The organism is Burkholderia sp. ABCPW 14, from assembly GCF_001523835.1.
Lineage (GTDB): Bacteria > Pseudomonadota > Gammaproteobacteria > Burkholderiales > Burkholderiaceae > Burkholderia > Burkholderia mayonis.
In genome coordinates, this window is the sequence record NZ_LOVS01000066.1 from 129,712 (window position 1) to 146,025 (window position 16,314).

The 16,314-nt window shown below is 62.1% G+C and carries 13 protein-coding genes and 1 pseudogene; 1 reads left to right on the forward strand and 13 read right to left on the reverse strand.

Annotated features, from left to right (window positions below; genetic code table 11):
• Window positions 1–2 precede the first annotated feature (2 nt).
• The 6 genes from WS62_RS09430 to WS62_RS09455 all read right to left on the reverse strand — a co-directional run bounded on the left by WS62_RS09430 (window position 3) and on the right by WS62_RS09455 (window position 6,799).
• Complete coding sequence (locus WS62_RS09430) at window positions 3–1,049, reverse strand: pyridoxal-phosphate dependent enzyme (protein WP_066570515.1); 1,047 nt, start codon at window positions 1,047–1,049, stop codon at window positions 3–5.
• A 35-nt stretch (window positions 1,050–1,084) separates the two neighbouring features.
• Window positions 1,085–1,849, reverse strand: a complete 765-nt coding sequence (locus WS62_RS09435) for a thioesterase II family protein (RefSeq protein WP_066570517.1) — start codon at window positions 1,847–1,849, stop codon at window positions 1,085–1,087.
• Window positions 1,846–3,468: an AMP-binding protein gene (locus tag WS62_RS09440; RefSeq protein ID WP_066570519.1), complete on the reverse strand. Its 1,623-nt coding sequence runs from the start codon at window positions 3,466–3,468 to the stop codon at window positions 1,846–1,848. The genes WS62_RS09435 and WS62_RS09440 overlap by 4 nt, the downstream gene beginning before the upstream one ends.
• A complete protein-coding gene (locus WS62_RS09445; protein ID WP_066570521.1) occupies window positions 3,465–3,758 on the reverse strand; it encodes a hypothetical protein in 294 nt (97 codons plus the stop codon). The genes WS62_RS09440 and WS62_RS09445 overlap by 4 nt, the downstream gene beginning before the upstream one ends.
• Before the next feature lie 582 nt (window positions 3,759–4,340).
• A complete protein-coding gene (locus tag WS62_RS09450) occupies window positions 4,341–5,000 on the reverse strand; it encodes a TetR/AcrR family transcriptional regulator (RefSeq protein WP_066570523.1) in 660 nt (219 codons plus the stop codon).
• 392 nt (window positions 5,001–5,392) lie between these two features.
• Window positions 5,393–6,799, reverse strand: coding sequence for an MFS transporter (locus WS62_RS09455; RefSeq protein WP_066570550.1), 1,407 nt, complete (start codon window positions 6,797–6,799; stop codon window positions 5,393–5,395).
• Window positions 6,800–7,211: 412 nt separating this feature from the next.
• Here WS62_RS09455 and WS62_RS09460 point away from each other — a divergent pair, with 412 nt between their 5' ends.
• Window positions 7,212–8,072 carry a pyrroline-5-carboxylate reductase family protein gene (locus WS62_RS09460; RefSeq protein WP_066570525.1) on the forward strand — a complete coding sequence of 287 codons (861 nt, stop codon included), beginning with the start codon at window positions 7,212–7,214 and terminating at the stop codon, window positions 8,070–8,072.
• Between the two features lie 485 nt (window positions 8,073–8,557).
• On the opposite strand, the gene WS62_RS09465 is transcribed toward WS62_RS09460, so the two are convergent.
• The 7 genes and pseudogenes from WS62_RS09465 to WS62_RS09495 form a co-directional block, all read right to left on the reverse strand.
• Entirely contained in the window at window positions 8,558–9,865 is a 1,308-nt protein-coding gene (locus tag WS62_RS09465; protein WP_066570552.1) for an NAD(P)/FAD-dependent oxidoreductase, read from the reverse strand.
• 132 nt (window positions 9,866–9,997) lie between these two features.
• The gene (locus WS62_RS09470; protein WP_066570526.1) at window positions 9,998–11,575 is read right to left on the reverse strand and encodes a DUF3138 family protein; all 1,578 of its coding nucleotides are present in this window, start codon (window positions 11,573–11,575) and stop codon (window positions 9,998–10,000) included.
• A gap of 65 nt (window positions 11,576–11,640) precedes the next feature.
• Entirely contained in the window at window positions 11,641–12,570 is a 930-nt protein-coding gene (locus tag WS62_RS09475; protein ID WP_066570527.1) for an ABC transporter permease subunit, read from the reverse strand.
• Window positions 12,567–13,547, reverse strand: coding sequence for an ABC transporter permease subunit (locus WS62_RS09480; RefSeq protein WP_066570528.1), 981 nt, complete (start codon window positions 13,545–13,547; stop codon window positions 12,567–12,569). The genes WS62_RS09475 and WS62_RS09480 overlap by 4 nt, the downstream gene beginning before the upstream one ends.
• Window positions 13,544–14,698, reverse strand: coding sequence for an ABC transporter ATP-binding protein (locus WS62_RS09485; RefSeq protein ID WP_066570530.1), 1,155 nt, complete (start codon window positions 14,696–14,698; stop codon window positions 13,544–13,546). The genes WS62_RS09480 and WS62_RS09485 overlap by 4 nt, the downstream gene beginning before the upstream one ends.
• A gap of 189 nt (window positions 14,699–14,887) precedes the next feature.
• The gene (locus WS62_RS09490; protein WP_066486567.1) at window positions 14,888–16,009 is read right to left on the reverse strand and encodes a polyamine ABC transporter substrate-binding protein; all 1,122 of its coding nucleotides are present in this window, start codon (window positions 16,007–16,009) and stop codon (window positions 14,888–14,890) included.
• Window positions 16,010–16,076: 67 nt separating this feature from the next.
• Window positions 16,077–16,314: pseudogene (locus WS62_RS09495) on the reverse strand (aspartate aminotransferase family protein); the annotation flags it as partial.

Consider the following 16,314-nt stretch of genomic DNA (forward strand, 5'->3'; position numbering starts at 1 on the left):
TATTAGGCAATGGCATGGCTTGCGCTCCCGATGTCACGCCGTTCGATTGCGATCAACTGGCGACCGCGCTCGCGGTCGGCGTCGTTGCCGGCGTCCGCGAACACGGTGATCACGTTCGCGTCTTTTCCCAGCCGTTCGGCGACGCTGCGCGCGACGAGCCAGTTCGCCGCGGAGGAGCCGCCGATGGGAATGCCAGTTGCCTCGAAGAATTCATACATCGCCTTCAGCGATTCTTCATGCGATATCGACTGGAAAGGCACGCTGAACGGAATCAATGAAACGAACGGCTGGCGGAATCCATAGCCCAAGCCGCCTGCGCCTGCGAATCGAGCGTGGCCGTTGGGCGGCTCCAGCGTGCCGAACGGCATTTCGCGCGGCGTGCATCCGACCACGCGCACATCGGGGTTCTGCTTCACCAGCGCGGCATATACGCCAGCCAGCGTTCCTCCGGTGCCGACGGCCGCGACCCAAGCATCGGCGCGCATGCCGTCGAGTTGGCGGTGTATTTCCGCGCCCGTGTGGTGCTGATGCACCGCCGTGTTTACCTGGTTCAGATGCTGGGACAGCAAGGTCCATTCGGGCGCTTCGAGGGCGATTTGCTGGCTCCGCGCGATGATCCCGAGCAGGAAGTGGTTCCGGTCCACTTTCGTGACGATCGCTTGGCTTTCGTTTAGCGATTGCAGCAGTTCCTCCGACGACGAATCCGGTATCACGACCTGCACTGTCAGCCCGCACAGATGACCCAGATGGGCGAGCGCCTTCGCCATGTTCCCGCCCGACGAATCAAGCAGTTTCAGAGGTTTCTGGCTGAAGTCGTGGGCATTGATCGCATCGCAAAACAGGCCGAAGGCGACGCGATCCTTGATGGAGCCCGATGGGTTCTTGGATTCCAGCTTGGCAAATACGCGGCCTCCGTTCTTCGGTCCCGGGACTTCCACCAGCGGAGTGTTGCCGAGCGCGTCGCTATAGCGCTTGAGTTGAGGGAACATGGCCAGCGCCTTGCTGGGATCCGGCGCGAACGGCTGAGCATTGAACAGATTGAAATCCATCATGACTCTCCCGTAACGGGTTTGAAATGGGGCGTTTATGCCGCGAGTGACGCAAGATGCGGCTTCAGGATGGCGTCAACGACTGCTTGAACCTGATTGCGGTGATAGAAGTGGCCTCCTGGAAACACTTCCATCTCCGAGCTTTGCTGCAGAAATCGCGACCAGTCGGCAAGCGCTTCGGTGCCGATTAGAGGATCGTCCCTGCCGCCGAAGATTCGTGTCGTCGGGATGTCGCCGACCGGCCGTCTCGCCAACTGTTGCAACAAACCGAGATCCCGGGTGACGGCCGAAGCGACCGCCGCACGCAGATCCGCATCGAGTCTCGCGGGATCCGCCACTTCACCCAGGCCGAGCGCCTCTTGCGCCAGGCGCTCTAGATCCTGTGCCGTCCGCAGCGTTGCCAGCAGGGCGGGCGGCGTCATCTGCGATGAAAGGACGAGCTGTGTCACGCGGAATCTGGACGACACCAATGCCGACGCGACATGCAGCGCCAGCAACGCTCCCATGCTGTGACCGAAAAACGTGATGGGCGCGATGCCCAGCAGGCTGGCGAGCCCTCGCATGCAACGCCGAATCGCCTCGCGCGGATCGTTCCACGCCGGGAACGCGTTGCTTCGCGTCGGTCCCGGGTATTGCATGACGATCAGATCCACGTGCGCGGGAAGGCAGTCGCGCCATGAGCGATAGAAGTCGACGCCGCCGCCGGCGTGCGGGAACACCACCAGTTGGTGTCGCACGGGGGCCGCTGCTGCTACGCTGAATCTCGCAGCCCCTTCGGCGAAGGTCTGCAGGCGTTTCATATTTGCACCGTCCGACAAGCCGGCGCGGCGGCTTGCGCGTTCTCGCCGGCGCTTGCTCGCAACGCGGCGCGGTCGATCTTGCCGATGCCTGTCCGGGGGATCTCGTCGATCAGCACCAGCTTTTCCGGCAGTTTGAATGCGGCGACGCCGGCGGTTTCCAGATGCTGCCGGAGTTCTGCAAGCGACACCTGTTCGCCGTCGCGCGCGACGGCGAACAGGCAGGAGACTTCGCCGAAACGGTCGTCGGGCATGCCGACGCAAGCGGCGTCCTTCAGCTTGGCGTACCGCTTGATCAGCGCTTCCAGTTCTTCGGGACAGAACTTTTCGCCGCCGCGATTGATGGTGTCCGTCACGCGTCCGTCGATGTAGACGTTGCCCGCCGCATCGACATGGGCGACGTCTCCCGTGCGGTAGTAGCCGCTCGGCGTGAATGCGCGCCGGGATGCGTCCGGATCGTTGAAATACTGTTCAATGGTATAGGGGCCGCGGGTGAGCAACTCGCCGGACTCGCCGCAGGGAACCGGTTCGCCTCCGTCGTCGACGATCAGGATCTCGTCGGCCTCCGAAAGCGGACGCCCTTGGGAATTGAAGCGAATCGCTTCGGGGTCGGCAAAGCGGGTAAAGCAAAGCAGTCCCTCGCTCATGCCGTAGCACTGCTGGATGCGCACGCCCAGCCGGGATTCGGCCTGCGTCGCGAGGTCGGCGGATAATCGCGACCCGCCCACCTGCATGTACCGTAGCGTGCCGGAACCGGCGCGCGAGTCGTCCACTCGGTCCATCCATTGCGTCAACAGCGCGGGGACGAGCGTGGTGTGCGTGACGCCGTGCGCGTCGATGAGCTCCAAAGAGGTTTGCGCGGAAGCGTCCGCCGCCAAGACCACGGTGCCGCCGCAAGCGAGCGTTCCGAGAATGCCGGGACAGTTGATCACGAAGCCGTGAGAGAGCGGCAAGACGGCCAGATAGACGGCAGAACGGCTGAGCTCGAACACCTTGCAGCCTTCGGCGATCATGTAGCCGTATCCGGCGTTCCGCCTCGCAATGGCCTTCGGCAGACCGGTCGTGCCGCTCGACAGCAGCATCATCGCCGTATCGTCGGCGCGCATGTCGATCGGGTGCAATTCGCGCGGAATCGAGTCGGCGGGCGCTAGACAGAATTGCCGAAGGTCGAGCCATTCCGGGCGATCGTCGGCGCGGGATGGCCCGTCGGCCAACAGAAGGCAGGCTTCCAGGCTTTCTTCGGCGAACAAGCCGACGACAGTCTGGAGCGGGCTGAAGCGGCGACTGCCGTGGGTCAGCGCGATGGCGCGCGGGCGAGTGGTCTTCACGATGTGTCGAAGTTCCCGCTCCCGGTAGGACGGCAAGATGGGAACGGGTATCGCGCCTGACATGAGCGTCGCGAGCATCAGCACGACGGCGTCGGCGGAGTTGGGCAGCTGGAACGCGACGCGATCGCCTTTGCCGATGCCATGGGTATGGAGCCGCTCGGCGGTGATCGCGACATGCGACGTCAAATCCCGATACGAGATCACACGGTCGCCAGCGATCAGCGCGGGCATTGCGCCTCCGGCCTGCAAGGCGGCGGCCAATCGCCGGTTTAGAGAAACAACGTTCGCGTTCATTGCGCATCCCCGGCAGCCGAACTGCCCGGAACGGCGCTATTGCGAGAGCGGGCGGCTCCGTCGAGGATCGACGCAATTAGCCTGTCCAATTCCTCCAGCGAGTGATCGTGCTTGTCCCACAGCGAAAACCCCGTGCATCCCAGTTGCTCCAGCCGCACTTGCAACGCCAGGGTTTCGGCGGAACTCAAGCCCAGGTCCGCCCGTAGTTGCCAGTCGCTTTCTGCCGATTGGAGCAACTCGGCCGACAGACCGATTTCAGTCAGCAGGCCAATGATCTGCGTCGACGCCATCAGTCATCTCCTTGTTATCGATAGCGATGAAAAGTATTACGTGTTGACCGCCGGTCGGTCAATAATCTTTCGGATGTAAGGTTACGGCGAAACGATGGAGTATCGGGTTCGACGAATCCCTGCATTGTCGAAGGCGGTGGCGCTCGTTTCCGTGAGCGCGAAGGTGTTCCGGCGGTGGCGGACAAGGCGTTCCGGTTCGACCGCGAAGCGGCCGTCGCGTCAGGGCAAGGCTTGCCCTTCAGATGGAAATGGTTGTCGCTACATTTGACCGTTGGTCGGTCAATGTGAAATGTGAACTCGACTTCGACGCTCGTCCGCATCCCCGAATGAACGTCACCTCACCTAGCGGAGGGCAGGTTGACGGTTTTTTTAATCGACGCCCAGCCGTTGCAGTTCGCTCTCGGTCCCGAGACGCCGCTTGTGTTTGGCCTTTCGACGAGAAACGGGAAAGAAAGATGCGTATGAGCGATCCGGCGCGATCCGATGTAGCTTTAGCGTGCGCTTTTCGAATCGATTCGCCACACTCGCGATCGTTGCATTGGGGCTCGCGTCATGGCCGCGATGTCGCTCGCACGAATGCAATCATCGCGACCGACGGCGCGGCTTGGGCGCCTCGACCTCGTCCACAACGCCGACCATGCGCAGACAAACGGCAGTGACGGCTCGGGCAAATGCGGAATAATCCGCTTCCTGAGCCGCGATAACATCGTCCGTGGCACCGTGAACGCCCGAATAGATCAACAGTGCCGTGATGCGCGGTTGCGTCAACCGCCACGCGCCGGCTTGTTCGCCGCCGCTGAGAATGCCTTGGAGCTGATCGAGAATGGCGTTCTTCTCGCGATTGTTCCGTTCGTGGTGGTGATGGTTGATGTAGACGATGTCGTGCGTGCGATACGTTTCTACATAGGCTTCGATGCTCGTCCTAATCCATGCACGCAGCCGGCCTAACCAGTCGTCCACCGCGCAAGCGTCAACGGCCTCTTCCAGGCGGCTGAGGTATTGCGCGGTGTAGCGCTGCCCCATGGCCTCCAGGAGTTCGTTCTTCGAGGCGAAGTAATGGTAGAAGGTGCCCTTGGCTACTTCGGCCAGCTCAACAATTTCATTGATCGTGGTGGCCTCAACGCCTTGCGCGAAAAATAGTTTCTCGGCTGCCGCCATCAATTCTTCCAGACGTACTTCGGCTGGCTTGGTGCGGGGCGTTTTGGGCGCTCCGCGCTCCCGCTGGCTTGTCTTGTATCTCATCGTGCGGTTCGAAACTTGCGTGCAAAAGTCAGAAGTCTAGGCCACGTCCCCGATGTCACCAACGTTTTTGTAATTGACCGACCGTCGGTCTATTCAGGCTATGAAGGCGAAATCCGGCTCCTCCCGCTCGTCGCCACGTACCTGCATCGCGCTCATGTTCCGGGCGTCGACGAAACTCCGGGGTACTACGCTTTGAGGAAAGCGCGTCGCCGGCATGTGCGCGCGAGGGCGGCATCGAGCAAACGTAAAGAACCCGCCCTGCTACCTGTATGGAAGTGTTCTCTATCAATCGACGGAGAATGTCAGGCGGTGTATTCAGTTGTAGAACTTTATCGAGGCGGACCCTTTGTGATTATTCAAAGACATGTCCGGTCAGCAACTAATGGTTTCGTTCAAGCGCGCTGCGCTTGATTCAACATCTTCCGAAGGATATAGCTGGCGACGACAGCAGCCCCCACGTTGAAAAACATGCTGTAGACGAATGCGCTTTGCAGTTGAGAGAATTCCTGCAGGTGAGACATTTTTTTTAAGGTTACCTGCAGGATCGTACTGACCGCCGTTACGCCAAATGCCGCGCCCACCTGCTGCAGGGTCGAAACGAATCCAGCGGCCATCCCCGCGAAATTTTCTTGGACGTTCGCCAGAACGATATTCAAAAGAGGGGTCATGACCATGCCTTGGGTAAAGCCCAGCGTCCACAGTACCGGCATCAGGAGCCACGGCAACTCGAGGATGGGGAAATATCGCACGGCAAGTATCAGCGCGACGAAGCTTGCCGCGTAAGAGACCGCACCAATGGAAACGACTTGGGGGCCGGATCGGCCGATTAGCCGGGGCATCAATAGCGACGAAATTGCAAATCCGATGCTGGTCGAAACATAGGTCATTCCCGCTTCAAACGGGCTTAGCTTCAAACCAGACTGAAGAAAAATCGAAAACACTAACGTGAATGAGCCGGCGGTCGCATAGATGCACATGACCAACGATGAACCCTTGATGAATCGTCTTTCCCGGAGAAGCGTCATGTTAATGAGAGGGACGTGGCCGCTGCGTGCGTACCGGATCTCGTGGCGCATGAATAGATACAAGGTGCCCAGACCGATCAACATCAGGACATAGCTTTTGAAGCTCCATCCCCAGACCGCGCTCATCAGCAGGGGCAGCAGTGAAACGGAGATTCCGAGGCTCGAAAGACCGACGCCGGTCCAGTCCAGGCTTTTTTTCTGCTCGATAGACGCGTTCCGTAAATAACGAGAAAAAGCCAGCGCCACCAATCCGATGGGGAGGTTGATAAAAAAAATAGCTCGCCACTGCAACTCCAGCAGATTGATCGAGATGATCAGGCCGCCTAGCACTTGCCCCGCGATCGCAGCGAGCCCGAGCGTCATTCCCAAGTATCCGAAAGCCCGCCGGGCGCCGGTCTCGTCAAAATCTGCCCGGATGCTTGCGTAGATTTGCGGAAAGAGTACGGCGGCAGACAGCCCTTGTAAAAAGCGCGCGAAGATCAGAACCACCGCGTGAGGCGCGAGTCCGCAAAGAATCGATGACACCGTGAAACACAGCATGCCGATCTGATAGGCTCGACGGCGCCCCCATAGATCGCCCAGCCTTCCTCCGGTGATCAGCAAGAGGCCGAACGATAATTCATAGGCTACGATGATCATCGTCAGCTCGACATAGCTTGCATGCAGCGTCTTCTCAATGTTGACGATCGCGATATTGACGACAAATAAATCGAAAATCGTTACAAATCCAGATAGCAAGAGTGCGAATAAAGCATAGCGCTGACGGTTGATCATGTGAACCTCGATTGAATTCGATATGCGGGTGGTGGGCTCCACCTTGAATCTGGACAAAGCCTGATGTCGTTAGCTCGATGAATCGGAAAGTCGAAGACCGCCTGCGGCGGAGCGTGTGCGTGTAATCGAACAAGGGTTTGAATACGCACCAAAATTTATATTCCTAGTTGCTTGAGGAGGTATCGACAGGTGCAGCGACATCGCATTGACCGACGGTCGGTCGTACTCTAGGATAGCAACTCGTGCCGATGCTGTCACGTCGCGATGCCGCGGGGCGCATGGCGCAGCGAGCGGCCTGTTCGAGCCGAATGTCGAGCGGTCGCGGTACATGTTGATCATCGGGCGCGAGGTTTCATGCGCTCTTTTACGGCACGGCGACTGCCGGCCGTTTTCACACTCACCTGCTTGTCCAATGGCAGAACAAATCGACCTTTCGAAGGTTATCGGAGGTGATGGGATGACGAGTCAAAGAATCGGAATTGTGGGGGCGGGGCACCTGGGCGTTGCTCTTGCGTCGCGCTTGATCGATGTTGGGTTTGATCGAGGAAATGTTTGGCTCGGACATCGCGGTTCTCAAAAATCGTATGCGACGAGTGCAACAGCGGGAGTCGAGGATCGTCTCGTAGACGTGGATGCGGTCATGCAGAATTGCGATGTGATCTTGTATACCGTACGACCGATAGATTACGGGATGATATCCAATTACAAGTTGAGGGATGGGCAGATAATCATCTCGTTTTTGGCCGGTGTTTCGCTTTCCAGATTGTCGGATGTTGCGCATGGGTCGGGGTCGATCGCTCGGGCGATTATAAGCGCACCGGATACGATTTCCAGCGGACAGGCACTCGGCGTGACTTGCGGCGATATGGATGAAAATGTGGGGGATCTATTTAAATCTATGGTGGCGCACATTTTGAATGTGCGATCCGAGATTCAGTTCGAGCCAGTTACCGTGCTCGGCACCTGTCTTCCGTTTATATTGACGTATTGCGATTTCATCGGAGCGGCCGTTGAAGATCGGGAAATATTGAAATGTGCTCAAGAATACGGGTTGGGTGAATGGAAGGGGGTGATCGATTGGGCGAGGCGAGTTAGACCTGGAGATCTGAATTCCAATGAAATCGAGAATTATGCAAATCATTGCGCGACTCCAGGCGGTATTGCCGAAAAAATAATGAGTTCGCTTCGTCTTCACGGGGATTTTGCAAGGACCGTTCGAGAAGGGATCGAACATGCCCAAACGATGCTTGGTGTTCAGCTGGAGAAACACTGATCCATCGGACTTGGCGGGCACGTTTGGCGAAACCGAAGGCGTCTTCGAGCGGCGTTCTCGATGGCGACCTGCGAAGGAGAACGAGCTTGCGAAAATCGAGTGCATGGACGCAACAAACGTCCGAACAAAAGGCGGCGCTTTGTGATGGAGAACGTTTCGCCTCCTGATCACGGTCGTCGGAGGGGGCAATTCGCGCGATGCCAAATGCGAGCAGGCTTCGGTCGCGAATGCGTCGGCGTCGAGCGCGGGACGTGCGCGAAAGAGTGCGAAAGAGTGCGAACGAAATCTGGCGATGGACGAGGTGATGTGAAACGGTCGCGATCGTCGATGTCTCGCTCGAGGCGACCGCAAATCATCGCGCGGCGGGCGTGGTTTGTCTGTCGATCGCATCCCGGTTGTTTTTTTCATGCGGAGCAGTTGGTTGACCGCGGGGTTGCGGCAACCGAATGACGAATGTGTCGAGCGAAGGCGGGCGAAATCCACGTTCAGAACAGCAGCTCGCGCACGCGGTGATACAGCATGCCGATCTCGAGCGCGGGCTGGCGCCATGCGGGGCCGCCGGGAAAGCGCCGGTGCCGCAGGCGCGCAAACAGATCGAATGCGCGCGTGTCGCCCGCGATCGCATTCGCGACGATGCGGCCCGCGATGCCGGTCAGCGCGACGCCATGGCCGCTGAAGCCCTGAAGGTAGAAGTAATTCGGATCGATCGCGCCGAAGTCCGGCGCGCGATTGCGCGTCACGTCGACGAAGCCGCCCCACGCGAATTCGATGCGCACGTCGGCGAGCTGCGGGAACGCGCCGACCATCCGGCGGCGAATCGCGCCGACGAGCGCGTCGGGCGATGCACCCGCCGAGTCCGCGCGGCCGCCGAACAGCATCCGGTGATCGGCGGAAAGCCGGAAGTAGTCGAGAAAGAAGTTGTTGTCGCAGACCGCTTCGCGCTGCGGAATCAGCGCGTTCGCGCGATCGGCGCCGAGCGCTTCGGTCGCGATGATGTACGACGCGATCGGCGCGATGCGCGCGGCCGTCGCGGTGGGCAGCACGCCGCCCGGTCCCGCGTTGCAGCACGCGACGATGTAACGGCAGCGCACTTCGCCCATTGGCGTGCGCACGACGGGCCGCGCGCCGCGTACGACTTCGAGCGCCGGCGTGTGCGCGAACAGCAGCGCGCCTTCGCGTCGCGCCGCATCGGCGAGGCCGATGCAGTACTTGAGCGGATGCAGATGACCGGACAGCGGATCGTGAACGCCCGCGAGATAACGCGGCGACGCGATGCGCGCGCGGATTTCATCGGCATCGAGCCATTCGAGCGATGGATGGCCCCAGCGCGATGCTGCATCGTTCATCCACTGCCGCAATTCCGGCACGCGGCGCGGATGCGTCGCGACCGTCAGGTAGCCGCGCGTGAAATCGCAGTCGATTCCGTGGCGCGCGATGCGTTCTTCGACGAGCGCGACGGCGTCGAGCGACAGCGCCCATGCTTCGCGGGCGCCTTCGATGCCGAGCTGGCGCTCGATTTCGCCGTCCTTGGCGAAGCCCGTGATCATCTGTCCGCCGTTCCTGCCCGACGCGCCCCAGCCCGGCCGATACGCGTCGAGCACGGCGACCGACAAGCCGCGCGCGCGGCAGTCGAGCGCGGCCGACAGGCCGGCGAACCCGGCGCCGATCACGCAGACGTCGACGTCGAGCGCGTCGTTGAGCACCGGATCGTCGTCGGCCGGGCGGGTGGCGGTGGCTTCGTAATACGAGCGGCGTGCGAGTTCGTCGGCGCGGCGGGCGAAGGCGTTGATCATGAGCATATCGTGAAGAGTCGAGCGGCATCGTCGCATCGCAATGCCATGCGGCCGCGACGCGCAATGCGGGAAACGGGTTGCGGCGCGGAGGGGACGTGCGGCAAGCAGTTGCACGTCCATGCGCCGTCGATGTCAGAACGAGTAGATGAACTGCGTCGCAAGCAGATCGTTGGACTTGCTGTACGAGCCGTCGCTTCGCAGGAACACCTTGTTGTTCGCCCAGTCGTGCCGGTATTCGACCTTCACGGTAATCTGCTGCGTCGGATAGAACAGCAGATCGAGCGCGACGTCCTGACGGTTCGCGCCCTTGCACTCGAACCCGAGACCGCCGTTCGCCTTCGACGTCGCGAGGCAGTCCGAATCGATGCCGAAGCCGTCCGCGGTATCCATCCCGTTGCCGTTGAGCGCGATCCCGCCGCCGCCGCCGCCGTTCTTGCTGTTCGCGAGGAAGTCGTAGCGCAGCGTCGCGCCCATCCGGCCGAGCACCGGCACGTTGAACTTGCGATGCGCGAGGAGCGACAGGCCGTACCACTGCGCGCGGCCGCCGTTGAACGCCGCGTGCTGCTGCTGGCCGTAGTCGATTTCCGCGTTGTACTGGATGTCCGCGAGCGTGTAGGCGGCGTCCGCTTCCGCGAAGAAGAACGCGCCGTACGGGCTCGACGACTGGCCGCCCGGACCGTAGACGACCGCGCCTGATTGCGTCGTCGCGCTGCCGAGCGTCTGCCGCCCGATGTTGAACGAACCGCCGAGATCGAGCGCGCTCGACCACGTGTAGTCGACGCGCGCGGTGAACGTCGGCACCTTGTTGCTCGTCGTGATCGGATCGCCGAGCGCGTTCGTGCCCGTCTGCGTGACCGAGCCGTACGTCCGGTATTGTTCGTTGCCGAGCAGGAACTTCCACGCCCAGTTGCCCTTCGTGTAGTTCGCGCCGATGCCGATGTAGCTGCCCGGATCGGAGAAGTCGTACAGCAGGTTGTGCGTGAGCGTGAGCATCTGGTTCGACTGCTGCACCTCGTAGCCGCCGAAGCTCGGCATGAGGCCGGCGACGAGCGTCGTCGTCGCGCTGAGCGGCACGTTGACGACCGCGGTGTTGAGGATGTTGTTGCCGATGTTGCCGCGCGAGTTCTGCAAGAGCGTGATGCCGTTGCCGCGGTTCGGCATCAGCGTGATCTCGGCCGACGGCGCCATCGGGCCGACGCCGAACGTCTTCTTGATGTCGAGATAGAGATCGCCGAACGTGCTGTTGAAGTAGTTGTAGTTGCTCTCGTGGTTCGCGAACAGGAACGACGACGTGCCCGCCGCGCGGTTGAACACGTAGGTCGGATCGATGTAGCCCGTCACCGACAGGCCCGCGATCGGCCCGGTGTTCGCCGCGTCGGTCAGCGAATCGACCTTCAATTGCTGGTTCGCGATTTCCTGCTTCATTTGCGTGACGTCGTCGTTCGTCAGCGCGGCGGGCGCCTTGCCGTAGTCCGGCGACGATTCGTCGACGGGCGCGGCCGCCGTCGCGGCCGCCGCGCCTTTGACCGCGGCGGCGCCGCTGCCCGCCGCGTCGTGCTGTGACGCGAGCGCGGACCGCAGCTCCTTCACCTGCGCCTGCAGCGCGTTCAGCTGCGCCTGCATTGCCTTGATCTGCGCGCTGGTCGACGCGGCGCCGGCGAAGCCGGGCAGCGACCCGGCCACGAGCAGACAGATTAACTTCTTTCTCATGCAAATTCTCCTGGTTGATCGTATTGCGAAGGACTCGGGGGCTCGTTCGGGCGATCGGGGCGTCGTCAGGCCGTGCCGAGCGACTTTCTCGTCGCCGCGGTCTGCGGTGCGCGTGGGGCGCCGCCGGATGCGTCGGATTCGGACGCGTCGGACGGCGCGGGTTGCGCGAACGCCTGGCGCATGTCGCGTTCGCGGCGCCGTTCGCGGCCCAGCATCATCTGGTTGACGACGATCACGCCGATCGTGACGGCGGTGATGAAGAGCGTCGCGAGCGCGTTCATTTCGGGATTGAGGCCGAGGCGCACGCGCGAGAACACGACGAGCGGCAGCGTCGTCGAGCCGGGGCCGGACAGGAACGCGGACAGCACGAGATCGTCGATCGACAGCGTGAACGACAGCAGCCAGCCGGACAGCAGCGCCTGGGAGATCAGCGGCAGCGTGATCACGAAGAACACCTTGAGCGGCGTCGCGCCAAGGTCGAGCGCCGCTTCTTCTAGCGACTTGTTCAATTCCTTGACGCGCGACTGGACGATGATCGCGACGTACGACACGCACAGCATCACGTGGCCGATCCAGATCGTCACGACCCCGCGTCCCTTCGGCCAGCCGACCATCTGCTCGAGCGCGACGAACAGCAGCAGCAGCGAGATGCCCTGGATCACCTCGGGAATCACGAGCGGCGCGTTGATCATCCCGGTGTACAGCGTGAAGCCGCGGAACCGGCCGAAGCGCGCGAGCACGAAGCCCGCCCACGTGCCGATGAACACCGATGCGAACGCGGTCAGCAGACCGATCTTCAGCGACAGCCATGCGCTCGTCAGCAACTCGTCGTCCTGCAGGAGCGCCGCGTACCACTTCAGCGAGAAGCCGGACCAGACGGTGACGAGCTTCGATTCGTTGAACGAATAGACGACGAGGCTGATGATCGGGATGTACAGAAACAGGAAGCCGAGCGTCAGCACGCCGGCGGAAAGCGGCTTGTTGGGCTTGATCATTTCGCGTCCCCCAGCTCCTTCACTTGGTAGTACTGGAACACGGCCATCGGCACGAGGAGCAGCAGCACCATCGCGACCGTCACCGCGGAGGCCATCGGCCAGTCCATGTTGTTGAAGAACTCGTCCCACATCACGCGGCCGATCATCAGCGTGTCGGCGCCGCCTAGCAGCTCCGGAATCACGTACTCGCCGACGGCCGGAATGAACACGAGCAGGCTGCCGGCGATGATTCCGTTCTTCGACAGCGGCAGCGTGATCCGCGTGAACGCGACCCACGGCTTCGCGCCGAGGTCGTACGCGGCTTCGAGCAGCGTCAGGTCCATCTTCACGAGATGCGCGTAGAGCGGCATCACCATGAATGGCAGATACGAATAGACCATCCCGATGTAGACGCCCGCGTCGGTGTGGTAGAGACGCAGCGGGGAGTGGATCAGGCCGAGCGCGATCAGCGTGTGGTTGAGGAGCCCGTCGTCCTTCAGGATGCCGATCCATGCGTAGACGCGGATCAGGAACGACGTCCAGAACGGCAGCATCACGCCCATCATCAGCAGGTTGCGCGTCGCAGGCGCGGAACGCGCGATGTGGTACGCCATCGGATAGCCGATCAGCAGGCACAGCAGCGTCGATACCGCGGCCATCTTCAGCGAGCTGACGTAGGTCGCGACATAGAGGCTGTCCTGAAGCAGGAACGCGTAATGGCCGAACTGCAGCGCGAACTGCACCGCGCCGTCCTTGATGCTCATCAGCGCGGTGTACGGCGGGATGCCCATCACCTGGTCGGCGAAGCTGATCTTCAGCACGAGCACGAACGGCAGTGCGAAGAACAGCATGAGCCACAGGAACGGCACGCCGATCGCGACGCTGCGGCCGGACGGCGTGAAGCACGCCGCGACGCGCGCGAGGCGCGCGCGCACGGGCGACGCGCTTCGGACGGCGGACGAAGCCGCCGCGAGCGAGGAAGAGGGAGAGGTTCTCATTGCGTCAGCACCACGCCGCTTGCGGGCGACCAGGAGACGAACACGTCGTCGTTGTAGGCGGGCGCACCTTCCTGCATCAGGTGCGAGCTCGAAAGATTGGACACGACGGTCTTGCCGCTCGGCAGGCGCACGTGGTACAGCGAATAGCTGCCCATGTACGCGACGTCGGTGACGACGCCGCGCGCCCAGTTGTGCGGCGCGCTCGGGCGCTCGCGCGACACGCGCACGCGCTCCGGCCGAACCGAGATGCCGACCGGCATGCCGAGCGGCCCCGTGATCCCGTGGCTCACGTACATGCGCGCTTCCAGGTCCTCGCTTTCGACGAAGATGTGATCGGGCTCGTCCTCGACGACGACGCCTTCGAAAAGATTCGTCGAGCCGATGAACTCGGCCGAGAAGCGGCTGTTCGGAAATTCGTAGACCGCGCTCGGCGTGCCGATCTGCACGATCCGTCCTTCGCTCATCACCGCGAGGCGGCTCGCCATCGTCATCGCTTCCTCCTGGTCGTGCGTGACCATCACGCAGGTCACGTCGACCCGCTCGATGATGCCGACGAGCTCGAGCTGCGTCTTCTGGCGGATCTTCTTGTCGAGCGCGGACATCGGCTCGTCGAGCAACAGGAGCTTCGGCCGCTTGACGAGCGAGCGCGCGAGCGCGACGCGCTGCTGCTGGCCGCCCGACAGTTGATGCGGCTTGCGCCGCGCGTAGCGGCTCATTTGCACGAGGTTCAGCGCATCGGCGACGCGCTCGCGGATCTCGTGCTTCGGCGTGCCTTCCTGTTTCAGGCCGAACGCGACGTTCGCTTCGACTGTCATGTGCGGGAACAGCGCGTACGACTGGAACATCATGTTGACGGGCCGGCGATACGGCGGCAGCGTCGCGAGATCTTCGCCGTCGACGAAGATGCGGCCGGACGTGGCCGTCTCGAGTCCGGCAAGCATGCGCAGCAGCGTGGATTTGCCGCAGCCGGAACTGCCGAGCAGCGCGAACAGCTCGTTCTTCGCGATCGACAGATTGACGTTGTCGACGGCGGTGCTGTCGCCGAATTTCTTCACGACGTTCTCGATGCGGACGAACTCGTCCGTTCTGGCCGGCTTGCCGGCCGAGGGGCGCGCCAGTTGCGCGGTGTCGATTGAAGGCGTCGATTTCATGATGTAGCCATCCTTCGTTGGGGATCGCAGGCATGAGCGCTCCCACGCGATGCGCACGATGCGAATCGCGGTGGAACTGCGACCGGGAATCAAAGCGTCGCGCGTTTCAGGTCGAACGCACTGACGTCGGACTGCGTGCTTCGGGCGGGCAGCGGTCGAGCGACTGCTGCGCGCGGCTGTCGCTCGTGATCAGCGCCCCGTCTTCAACTGCGCCCACAGGCGGTTTTCGAGACGCAGGATGTCGGCGGGCATCGGCCGCATCAGCGTCATCTTCCTCAGCACGTCTTCGGGCGGATAGACGGTCGGGTCCTGTGCGACGGCCGGCACGACGAACTGGCGCGCCGCGCGGTTCGCGGTCGGATAGAACACTTCGTTCGTGATCGCCGCATTGACCTTCGGATCCTCGATGTAGTTGATCCACTTCAGCGCGGCTTCCGCGTGCGGCGCGTCCTTCGGGATCACCATCACGTCGAACCACAGCAGGCCGCCTTCCTTCGGATTCGAGAATTTGATGTCGTACGAGCGCTTCGCTTCGGCCGAGCGGCGGTGCGCGATGCCGACGTCGCCCGACCAGCCGAGCGCGACGCACACGTCGTTGTTCGCGAGATCGTTGATGTAGCCGGACGAATTGAATTGCGTGATGTACGGGCGGACTTTCTTCAGCACATCGAAAGCAGCCTGGTAATCGGCCGGGTTCGTGCTGTTCGGATTCTTGCCCATGTATTGCAGCGTCGCGGCGAACACGTCGACCGCCTGATCGAGGAACGACACGCCGCAGCCCTTCAGCTTCGACAGGTTCGCCGGATCGAGCACGAGCGCCCAGCTGTCGACGGGCGCGTTGTCGCCGAGCGCCTTCTTCACCGCCTGCACGTTGTAGCCGATGCCGTCGGTGCCGAACGCCCACGGCACGCCGTACTGGTTGCCCGGATCCGCATCGGCGATCATCTTCATCAGCGTCGGATCGAGATTCGACAGATTCGGCAGCTTCGATTTGTCGAGCTTCTGATAGACGCCCGCCTGAATCTGCTTGGCCATGTAGTTCGACGTCGGCACGACGATGTCGTAGCCGGAGCTGCCCGCGAGCAGCTTCGCCTGCAGCGTGTCGTCGCTGTCGTAGTTGTCGTATTTGACGTGGACGCCCGTTTGTTTCTCGAAGTTCGGGATCGTGTCCTTCGCGATGTAGTCGGACCAGTTGTAGACGTTCAGCTCGGCGCCGATGGCCTGCGCGGCCGGAACGGACAGTGCCGAGGCGCCGGCGAGCGCGACGAACGCAGCGCGCGCGATCGCATGACGAAGATGGCTCACACTCATGTTGTTCCCCAGATGATGAAGGTGGGAGAGCGCCGCGCGAGCGCCGCCCGCCCGATTGGCAATGCCGTTAGGAAAGACCCAGTTGCTGCGCGGTCGCATCGATCGCCCGCTTCGCCTTCTCGACGATCTCGTCGATCTCCGGTTTCGAGATCACGAGCGGCGGCGACAGCAGCATCCAGTCGCCCGTCGCGCGCATCACCAGGTTGCCGTTGAAGCAGTAGTCGCGGCAGATCGTGCCGACCTCGCCGCCGTTCTCGAAGCGCTTGCGCGCGCCGGGCTCGCGCGCGAGCTGAAGGCCCGCGACG

Bases quoted from the DNA above. Each gene is read 5' to 3' on its own strand.
- WS62_RS09485 (WP_066570530.1), bottom strand. From the start codon at position 14,698: ATGAAATCGACGCCTTCAATCGACACCGCGCAACTGGCGCGCCCCTCG.
- WS62_RS09450 (WP_066570523.1), bottom strand. From the start codon at position 5,000: ATGAGATACAAGACAAGCCAGCGGGAGCGCGGAGCGCCCAAAACGCCC.
- WS62_RS09430 (WP_066570515.1), bottom strand. From the start codon at position 1,049: ATGGATTTCAATCTGTTCAATGCTCAGCCGTTCGCGCCGGATCCCAGC.
- WS62_RS09480 (WP_066570528.1), bottom strand. From the start codon at position 13,547: ATGAGAACCTCTCCCTCTTCCTCGCTCGCGGCGGCTTCGTCCGCCGTC.
- WS62_RS09465 (WP_066570552.1), bottom strand. From the start codon at position 9,865: ATGATCAACGCCTTCGCCCGCCGCGCCGACGAACTCGCACGCCGCTCG.
- WS62_RS09435 (WP_066570517.1), bottom strand. From the start codon at position 1,849: ATGAAACGCCTGCAGACCTTCGCCGAAGGGGCTGCGAGATTCAGCGTA.
- WS62_RS09445 (WP_066570521.1), bottom strand. From the start codon at position 3,758: ATGGCGTCGACGCAGATCATTGGCCTGCTGACTGAAATCGGTCTGTCG.
- WS62_RS09470 (WP_066570526.1), bottom strand. From the start codon at position 11,575: ATGAGAAAGAAGTTAATCTGTCTGCTCGTGGCCGGGTCGCTGCCCGGC.
- WS62_RS09440 (WP_066570519.1), bottom strand. From the start codon at position 3,468: ATGAACGCGAACGTTGTTTCTCTAAACCGGCGATTGGCCGCCGCCTTG.
- WS62_RS09455 (WP_066570550.1), bottom strand. From the start codon at position 6,799: ATGATCAACCGTCAGCGCTATGCTTTATTCGCACTCTTGCTATCTGGA.
- WS62_RS09460 (WP_066570525.1), top strand. From the start codon at position 7,212: ATGGCAGAACAAATCGACCTTTCGAAGGTTATCGGAGGTGATGGGATG.
- WS62_RS09475 (WP_066570527.1), bottom strand. From the start codon at position 12,570: ATGATCAAGCCCAACAAGCCGCTTTCCGCCGGCGTGCTGACGCTCGGC.
- WS62_RS09490 (WP_066486567.1), bottom strand. From the start codon at position 16,009: ATGAGTGTGAGCCATCTTCGTCATGCGATCGCGCGCGCTGCGTTCGTC.